This window comes from Pseudogemmobacter sp. TB195, assembly GCF_058313095.1.
On record NZ_JBZEGG010000123.1, the window covers coordinates 1 to 650 of the forward strand.

The 650-nt window shown below is 59.7% G+C and carries 1 pseudogene; it reads left to right on the forward strand.

The window, feature by feature from the left end:
• Positions 1 to 622 (forward strand): annotated as a pseudogene (locus AC4FS3_RS28945) (IS3 family transposase); the annotation flags it as partial.
• Between the last annotated feature and the right edge of the window lie 28 nt (positions 623 to 650).

A 650-nucleotide genomic window follows, 5' to 3' on the forward strand; every position in this document is an offset into this window, starting at 1 on the left:
TCGAGCAGGGCGCCTGATGCGCCAGAACGGTATCCGGGTCATCCGCAGCCGGAAGTTCAAACGCACGACCGACAGTGGCCACGCCTTCAACATCGCACCGAACCTCTTGCAGCAGAACTTCACCGCGAGCGGGCCGAACCAGAAGTGGGCAGGTGACATCACCTATGTCTGGACGCGGGAGGGTTGGGTATATCTGGCTGTAATCATGGACCTGTTTTCGCGTCGCGTGGTCGGATGGGCCATCAGCAACCGCATGAAGCAAGATCTGGCATTGCGGGCCCTGGCCATGGCCATGGCCATCGCCATCCGAAGGCCGCCACCGGGATGCATTCAGCACACGGACCGAGGTTCGCAATACTGTGCCCACGACTACCAAAAGTTGCTGCGCAGGCACGGGTTCAGGGTCTCGATGAGCCGCAGGGGCAAGTGTTACGACAATTCCGCCGTAGAAAGCTTCTTCAAGTCGCTGAAGGCGGAACTGATCTGGCGCCGAAACGGGCAAACCCGACGCGACGTCGAAGTCGCCCTCTTCGAATACATCAACGGCTTCTAAAACCCGAGCCGCACACATTCAGCCCTCGGCTGGAAATCACCCGTGGCCTTCGAACAATGGGCCGCCTAACATGAGCATCTCACCGGAACAGAACCGG